Genomic DNA, 7,837 nt, shown 5'->3' on the forward strand with positions numbered 1-7,837 from the left:
ACCTCCGGAGTTGACAATATCGTGATACACTTCCAGAATTGCCGAATGAATTTGTTCCAGCGAAATGTCACGGTAAATCGCACCCGTGAGGATTGGCCGAAGCGTTACCTTTAAATAATCGATGTACATCCCGGTGTCCTCGTTTTTGCGCGCCGCTTGGATAACGACGCCTTTTCGGCGGTGAATCTGAATAAATCCTCCTTGTTCAAGAATTTTATACGCTTTGTTTACCGTATGCATATGGATGCCAATGTCGCTTGCCAGTCTTCGTACGGAGGGCAGGGGCTCTTCGGGGCGTAGGCGGCCATTCACAATACCTTCAATAATGCTGTTTACCAGTTGTGCATAGATGGGAACTTCCGAGTCCGGTTCAATTCGAATGATCATCCCTTGCACCTCCGAAATAACATCTGTTATATATAGTATATAGCAGTAATGCCAATTGATGTCAATATAGGATTTGATTTCATGAGTCCATTTTTTGGTGTCATCTTCAATTGGGGATTAAAACGATGCCCATATGTAGCTTGATGCCCAAAGCTTAGACGTCGACAAATCTCTCTCTTAACGCTTTACTCGGAAGCTCACATTCATACCGTCGGCCAAATAAGGCGTATCGTTTTTTGGCAAAAAGTCGGTAAGCCCAATTTCTGAAACTTGCAGGAATGATTTTTAAAAAGTAAAGGTACTTGATCGGCCCGTCAAGCCTTTTAAGAATACGAAGGACTGCCGTAGATTCCGTATAATATTTTCCTTCTTCAACCAGCACAATGGAATCAATGCGATCCAGACGATGATTAAACGGAAGCAGAATCCTTTGGGCAGCCGGAGATTGCAAAGAAGCAAATTTAAAAACACCCTGAGGATCTCTGCGATAAATAAATTTGACCCATCCGTTGCAAAAATTGCATTCTCCGTCAAAGAATACGATCCTGCAAGAATCTGTTACGGTCTGCATAGTTTGACATCTCCTAGCGAAATAATTCGAAATTTAAAAATGGCACACACGTGTTGGAGTGTGCGCCATTCTTTGAACTTTAGGTGCGCCTTCTATCTTGAAAAGGCCTTAACAACGTTGTTAACGATCATATCTTGTTTGAGGGAAGCATCATGTGCAGAAGCGGAGGACGTCCATAAGTATTTGCCGGCAACGACAGCCAAATAAACAGTAACTCCGGCTGCCGCATTGACGAGGGCAACGTGAGTTACGGCAGCCCCCGTTGTAAACACGGCGCCCAAATAGACAAGGTAACCCACTGCTGCAACTGCGCATAATCCCGTTCCTCTTCCGATATCAGGGTTAAGCTGAAGATTTTTTACTGTTTTTTCAACGAGTTCTCCGCCTTGGGCTAAAGCATTTCTCACCTGAAGATGGTTTCCGCTATACGCTGCCTTTTCAAGCAGGTCAAAGTAAGTCGGATCCAGCTCCTTGATTTGTTGCACCAGCTGTTCGGTTACGGCAAAGGCTTGCGGATTGCTTAATTTGACCAGCATTTCTTCCGGCCAAATGGAAGGGAAAAGTCTGGCTACTTCCCCTTGTCCAAAAACCAAACCGCGGAAGATTTGCTCGCCGCTATATTTTTGTTTCGAACCAGTACCTGCGGCGAATACAGAAGAACTTGTCATAATCAAGATCACTGCCAAAAAAAGTGCTAACATTCTCTTCATTCCATTACCATCTCCTCATCAAATTTTTCCATCCTCGTTACGTTGATGACCAGCAACCTGTGATTCCGGCGCCAACACACCCTTCTTTTGGATTACCATAGGGAGTGAGTCGCCTGTAAACTACTGCATAGTACTCACCCCTTTCCCGCTGCCGGCCAACTCTTGTTCCAAATCGGGTGTTTGTTTGAAAGAAAATTTGAAGCTTTTGAAGAGTCGCAACTGGTGTTCGAACGGTACTAGATATAAAATTAACGCAGCGCTCATAATCATCGAGAAACTGATTAGGCCAAGCATGATAGCAATGAGTTCATGCAACAAGAGAGCCGCTGTCAAATAAAATTTCCAATGTTTTTTGGGGGAAAATAATGCGCCGAATAAAGAAGATTGCAGCAAGAGTGTTCCCCAGGTAGGAATAACGACAGCAGGCGAAGTAAGAATCGGATCGACAAGTTTCAAGAAAAAAGGAGGGAGTCCCAGCATCGGGTCCGTCAAATAATAATACACTGCGGTGCCATCCAGCCATGTCGGTTCAAAAAGTTTGGCGATGGTAGAGTGGAAGTATAGGATAGCAACTTGAAATCTGATTGCATGAAACGTAACAATTGCTATTAACCGTTTTGTCACCCAGGCATCGGAAAGCGGGTCAATCGGTTTACTTTTTTGCCAGTGCCATTTGCGAGGGTCAGTTAAGGTAATCGGGAGTAACAGGAATGTCAGGACGGTAGTCACTTGTTCCCCGCCATCCAGCGTAAGTGCGGAGACGTTGAAACTGTACGCGATCCAGAAATGCAGAATGCCCGTGATTCTCGGACGCCAACCCGAAGCGATAACAAGCAATCCGATAACACATAGCCATCTTAGAAGATTTAAGTAGGTATAATCGTTAGGAACCGTGCAGAATAAACTGAGCGTACCTTCACAGTTGGGATAAGTTAAAGAGCCTGAATAAGGTCGAAAAAAGACCCGAGCATCATTAATAGAAAGAGTTAACGCCGATGCCAATGCAATCAACGTTCTCGCCAAACCGTATACATTGGTCCAAGGATCGGTATTCCGGGCCAGTCCGTGTGCGTACGCGCCTAATTTACTGAGCATGCAACTCTCACCCTAACTACAGTTGATGGCATTTCTATGTTTTCCTCTCCGCTGCTCCAGGCCCAAGGAACCGGCTCCTGAAACACAAATCCAAGTTCTCCGCAAATCGTCGGATTGGGGGTCGGATTGTTCAAAGTTAACGTCTTATCCGCTTTGTTGAGGCATGAATAAGGACTTTCTTCACATTTTCCTTTGGATGTTTCAGGAATCATGGAGACAAGCAGTCCCCCCTCAATCCCCTGACTTCTTCCAAACCTCTTGATGCCGAACAAATTTGCGGGCATATTGTTAGGCCACGCAGGCAATAATGAACCATCGGAAAGATCAAGGACACGAAATTGCGGCTCTCGTGGATTTTTACTGAAAAAACCCCAACCTTGCGGAAACCATAGCGCGATTCCCAAGGTTTTGCCAGTCGGTAAAGTGATGGGGTTTGTTGGCATGACAGCATGAATGGCGGCGAAAAAAATATATGCCCAAAAACCGGCAATAGCTAAAAACAATACACCCCACTTCACGTTTTTATCCGGTGTAATAGTATTCATTTGGACTAACCTCCTGTGTAAATTGAACAAACATACGATTAATCCCGAAGCCAAAGAAACAATTCATGGAACGGAACAACAAGGATGAGGGAAATAAGTAGCATTTACCTGAGAGTTTTAACTTAGAAGAAAATCATGAGGCTGGGATCATGAAGAAGGTTGAAAATTATGGATAAGAGATCATTAAAATCATGTGAACTCTCTTGCTAAAGAATATATTAACTTTTTTTGGTCAAACCTCCTTGTTTATTAACTTTTATTGAAAAATTATATATTAAGTAATTAGTGACCATAATATACTATCAAACTAGTATTTATTAATATGAAAAACTATCTATTTTGTTCAGAAAAACTTTTGAAATGATATAGTTTTCTTCGTATCATTCGGCAAAAAATACCATATTATGGATGAAGTAACCACTCTTTTCACTCCACCCACCAGATACCGTTTTTGTAGCAACTGATTCTGCCGCAAAAGTGCTTGGCGCAGGACTTGTTATAACAAGTCCAGTTGCCAACACAATCACAGGAAGCATGTTCATTTTCTCACTTTAGTTTGTATTTTTTATATTACACTATGAATATGCAATATTTGTAATAATATATAAATATTACTTTTAGAACTATTTTTTCCTTGTTTAGAGCTATAAGTAACCTACTTTAAATACTAAACCGCAACTTATTACGGAGAAAAGTGTAAAATCCATAACCCCCCCATAAACTAGGAGATGAAATGATTTTGAGGAAAAAGTTGCTTTTGGCGCTTATCGCAGGTGGCTGTATTTCAGTTGCTTCCGTTGCAAGCAGTTCCGATTCCATACGAGCGCATTTATTCCCTAGGTCAATCTATTTCAATAATCAACCTACCAATAAGCAGAACGGGGGTTTTGAGATTCTCAACTATAACGGTTCTGTCTATGTTCCTATACGCTACATTGCCGAAAATATGGGTGGCAAAGTACATTATGATGAAGCAAAGAAAGATATTTATATTGTTCGTCATGTGAACAAGTTGACGAAAGCCGAAATCAGCGTATCCAAACAAGCAGATCATTTCATGCTAAATCTTCACAGCGAAAAAGAAACCTATAAATCCAATGAAATCATGAATTTGTGGGGTTCCCTTGTTTACTTGGGCGAGGAAGAAATAACCGTAGGCCACGGCGATCCCATAACCTTTTTACAATTCGGGACGAGAAAGGAATTTCTTCTGATGAATTTGTAGAAACCGTTTTAATGAGAGATCATGTCAAGAAAAATAACGAGTATACCGACAATTTAGTTATCGGTATATTTTTTCTACTGTTTAAAAATTAGCAGCAACCAGCATAGATAGTATCGTAGTAAGAATCATCCAAACAACCATTAGTAGAATTACAGCAACGCTCGTATCGATTTGTGTACAATCTACCAGGGTCTATTGTCTTGCCACTAGAATTTGATTTACGGCATTGACTTGGAGCATCGCATCCAGAAATACCATTAACAATAGAACGATCTGAATAAGCTTTAGGACATCCCATTTTTTTCACCTCCTAACTTTGTTGTTATCATATTACAATTTATTATAATATTTTTTGATTTTAATACATTTAAAGGAATTTTGTTACAAAATAGCGAGGGTTGTTGTTTTCACGAGGAAAAATATTACTTTTCCTGTTAAGATAATAGAGGAGCTTAAATTTATTTTTGGAGGTAGTTAAATTTTATGAAGTCTCATAAACTCGTTGTTGTTTCAATTATTGTTCTTTTGATTTCAGGATGCAGTTTATTCGAACCTAAACAAGATGCCTCAGAAGCAAAAGGAAACATTAAAATTATGTACTTAGATGAGAAAACTTTTAAACGTGATTATGGAGATGTATTTTCTAGTATGTATCCCAATATAGATGTTCAAGTAATCCCCATGACATCCATTTATAACCTTGGAGCCGATAGTGAAAAAGAATTTCAGAAAATATACTCACAAGGTAATCCAGATGTAGTCCTACTTGAAAACTCTAAGCGATTTCAAAATATGATAGATTCAGGGAGCCTTTTAGAATTAGACACTTATATCAAAAAAGATAACTTTAACGTAGATAAAATAGCCCCCAGTGTTATAGAACAAATTAAGTCATCTGGGAAAGGGAAGATTTATGGATTGACTCCTTTCTTTAGTTCAATGGCTATTTATTATAACAAGGATCTTTTTGATAAATATGGAATTCCTTATCCAAGAAATAAAATGAGTTGGGAAGAAGTATTACAATTAGCACAACGCTTTCCAACAAATGATGGGTCTAACAGGCTTTATGGATTCTCTGCTTTTTCAAATGAACCGGCCGGTTCAGCTCTTATGAATGCAATGGGGGTAACCAAAGGATTGAGGAAGTTGGATATGAATAACTCAACGATAAATATGAATACTGATTCCTGGAGTAATGTTGTAAAAACAACAGTGGACGTATTAAAAACAAAAACTGTATATTCAGAGAATAAGCCGTTACAACCCTTAGGCCCTGAAGAGCAGTTGAAACAAGATCCGTTTTTAACTGGTAGATTAGCCATGAAATTAGATTCTTCGTATTTTATTAACAACATTTTACACGCCCAGCAGCTCAAAGATACTCCATTACCTGTTAACTGGGATATTGTTTCTGTACCTGTTGACCCAAGTAATCCTAACGAAGGAATGGGCATTTTCTTATCGAATATCTTTGCAGTAAATAGCAAATCTGCTAATCCCGACGTTGCCTGGAAGCTAGTCAAGTATATTAATAGTGATGCTGCTGCAAAAATTCAATCGGGTCATGATCAAGGACAATTATTAAGCAGAGTAGCTTTTTCGAAAGAAATAGATGGAAGAAGCCTAGAACCCTTTTATTTGTTAAAACCACTCAGTATACAAAACGATTCAGAGATTCCGGAAAAATTCAGTGTTCTCCTCGACCAAATTACGAATAATTTAATTCAGCAAGTAGTGGAAGATAAAATGACAATTAGTGAAGCAATCAATAATATGCAGAATAAAGGACAAATGTTACTAAATCAGATAAAAGCGGAGCAGAATAAATTGAAGTGACCCCAAAAAGTTAGACATGGTTATTTAATTAGGCGGCTTGTAGGGCATAAGTACGGTATTGAACCGGGCTCATGCCTTTTAATTTTGCCTTCATTCGTTTGTGGTTGTAGTAATCGATATTTGGCTAGTTCTTGTTTAAAACTCCCCTTTAAGGCTGACCGTAGAATACCCGTGGAAACGGTCGGCTTAAAGGGAAGTATAACCAACATCCATGACTTGGAAAATATTATACTAGGGGGTTATTCGAAGGGGGAGTGGAGTCGTAAAGGCATCGAAATAGCCGATCCTATTTCAAAGGAAGCTAAAAAGAACAATGACTCCTGCAAAAATCAGGGGAGCTATCAAGAAAAACCAGCCGGTCAGCCAGCCCAAATTGACCGTAACCCCGATACCGCCCCTTTTCTCAACGAACAGCGCCGGATCGTCCCGATTGACATAGAACAATCCCCACTTCCAATGCTCATCCGAACCGGCGTCTGGAAACACGATATGAGTATTGGCTCCAGCCATAAGGGCCTGATTTTTTTTCAAAACGATCGGCAAGCTGATTAGGGCGGCAAAAATCAGAAGTATGGCGGCAATCAGTATCCAGTTGGTCAGACTGGAATCAATAAACCCCGCAATCGAAAACTGAACAGAAGCAAATAACGCCAGCGAAATTAAAGTAATAAAATGAATAACAGCGGCTTGATAGCGTCTCGAGCTTTGTCTTATCTTATTGATTGATTCAGACTGCTCCGGATGAACCTGCCGTTTGCTCCGGATGAGAGCCTCTTGTACGCCCGCCATAATTAGCGCCATCAAGCATTGAATGAGATTAGGGGCAAAGATGATCCCGATCGATTTTTGCGTGATTCGATCCACTTGACCGGAAGCATTGTAATGAATAGGAATATTAGCTGCAATCTGGTCATAATTCCACGCGACAAAGACAATATTGGCTGCAATAAGCCAAAACGGAATAAGACTCCACATTCTCGAAACCGTTGACCAATGTTCCGAAGTGTCAACAGCTATGACGGATGGTTCTTCCATCATCCATTGGTTTTCCTTCTTTAATCGCTTTACCCCTCTGTATCCTTGTAGGTAGATCAGCACGTGAACCACAAAGTAAGCGGGAATAAGATAAACAATCGAAGCCGTCATAGTCATGGCTTCGCGTTGCACGCAAAGAATGGATAGTCCCATCAACAGGACTGCCGCGATGACAGTTGCAACACAGTAATTACGTCTGATCGCAAGCAATTTGGGATGCCTCATATGCTCCTTGGGAATCAATATCCCGAAAAAAACACCGGGATGGGACCAAAAAGGAACCAAGGCATTCATGATGATCATCGGAATCCAGATGAAAAACAGAGTTACCAAGAGCATTACTCTCCACCTCCGGAGTTGACAATATCGTGATACACTTCCAGAATTGCCGAATGAATTTGTTCCAGCGAAATGTCACGGTAAATCGCAC

General features: G+C 40.6%; 8 protein-coding genes and 1 pseudogene. 2 read left to right on the top strand and 7 right to left on the bottom strand.

The features are described 5' to 3' along the window. From BLO51_RS27855 to BLO51_RS27875, 5 genes are all read right to left on the bottom strand, one after another. Positions 1-387: GntR family transcriptional regulator (locus BLO51_RS27855; RefSeq protein WP_143007021.1), on the bottom strand; the 387-nt coding region annotated here is incomplete at its 3' end. A gap of 154 nt (positions 388-541) precedes the next feature. Beyond that, positions 542-958, bottom strand: coding sequence for a thiol-disulfide oxidoreductase DCC family protein (locus BLO51_RS27860; protein ID WP_090677362.1), 417 nt, complete (start codon positions 956-958; stop codon positions 542-544). Positions 959-1,050: 92 nt separating this feature from the next. Then, positions 1,051-1,668, bottom strand: a complete 618-nt coding sequence (locus tag BLO51_RS27865) for a sporulation delaying protein family toxin (protein WP_090677364.1) — start codon at positions 1,666-1,668, stop codon at positions 1,051-1,053. A gap of 120 nt (positions 1,669-1,788) precedes the next feature. Beyond that, positions 1,789-2,763 carry a sporulation-delaying protein SdpB family protein gene (locus BLO51_RS27870; RefSeq protein ID WP_090677367.1) on the bottom strand — a complete coding sequence of 325 codons (975 nt, stop codon included), beginning with the start codon at positions 2,761-2,763 and terminating at the stop codon, positions 1,789-1,791. Further along, positions 2,748-3,308 (bottom strand): SdpA family antimicrobial peptide system protein, encoded by a 561-nt coding sequence (locus BLO51_RS27875; RefSeq protein WP_090677369.1) that lies wholly within the window; start codon positions 3,306-3,308, stop codon positions 2,748-2,750. Before BLO51_RS27875 ends, BLO51_RS27870 begins: the two co-directional genes overlap by 16 nt. Before the next feature lie 739 nt (positions 3,309-4,047). On the opposite strand from BLO51_RS27875, the gene BLO51_RS27880 reads away from it, so the two are divergent. Both BLO51_RS27880 and BLO51_RS27885 read left to right on the top strand, forming a co-directional pair. Beyond that, positions 4,048-4,533 carry a stalk domain-containing protein gene (locus BLO51_RS27880; protein ID WP_167670370.1) on the top strand — a complete coding sequence of 162 codons (486 nt, stop codon included), beginning with the start codon at positions 4,048-4,050 and terminating at the stop codon, positions 4,531-4,533. Between the two features lie 483 nt (positions 4,534-5,016). Beyond that, positions 5,017-6,372: an ABC transporter substrate-binding protein gene (locus tag BLO51_RS27885; protein ID WP_090677373.1), complete on the top strand. Its 1,356-nt coding sequence runs from the start codon at positions 5,017-5,019 to the stop codon at positions 6,370-6,372. 28 nt (positions 6,373-6,400) lie between these two features. Here the strand turns inward: BLO51_RS27885 and BLO51_RS27890 are convergent. Both BLO51_RS27890 and BLO51_RS27895 read right to left on the bottom strand, forming a co-directional pair. Further along, positions 6,401-6,512, bottom strand: a pseudogene (locus BLO51_RS27890) (IS3 family transposase); the annotation flags it as partial. Positions 6,513-6,663: 151 nt separating this feature from the next. Continuing rightward, positions 6,664-7,746 carry a DUF1648 domain-containing protein gene (locus BLO51_RS27895; protein ID WP_090677374.1) on the bottom strand — a complete coding sequence of 361 codons (1,083 nt, stop codon included), beginning with the start codon at positions 7,744-7,746 and terminating at the stop codon, positions 6,664-6,666. Positions 7,747-7,837: the final 91 nt, after the last annotated feature.

This window comes from Paenibacillus tianmuensis, from assembly GCF_900100345.1.
GTDB classification, from domain to species: Bacteria; Bacillota; Bacilli; order Paenibacillales; family NBRC-103111; genus Paenibacillus_G; species Paenibacillus_G tianmuensis.

Excerpts from the sequence above, each read along its gene's own strand:
- BLO51_RS27860 (WP_090677362.1), bottom strand. The coding sequence starts at position 958 with ATGCAGACCGTAACAGATTCTTGCAGGATCGTATTCTTTGACGGAGAA.
- BLO51_RS27865 (WP_090677364.1), bottom strand. The coding sequence starts at position 1,668 with ATGAAGAGAATGTTAGCACTTTTTTTGGCAGTGATCTTGATTATGACA.
- BLO51_RS27870 (WP_090677367.1), bottom strand. The coding sequence starts at position 2,763 with ATGCTCAGTAAATTAGGCGCGTACGCACACGGACTGGCCCGGAATACC.
- BLO51_RS27875 (WP_090677369.1), bottom strand. The coding sequence starts at position 3,308 with ATGAATACTATTACACCGGATAAAAACGTGAAGTGGGGTGTATTGTTT.
- BLO51_RS27885 (WP_090677373.1), top strand. The coding sequence starts at position 5,017 with ATGAAGTCTCATAAACTCGTTGTTGTTTCAATTATTGTTCTTTTGATT.
- BLO51_RS27895 (WP_090677374.1), bottom strand. The coding sequence starts at position 7,746 with ATGCTCTTGGTAACTCTGTTTTTCATCTGGATTCCGATGATCATCATG.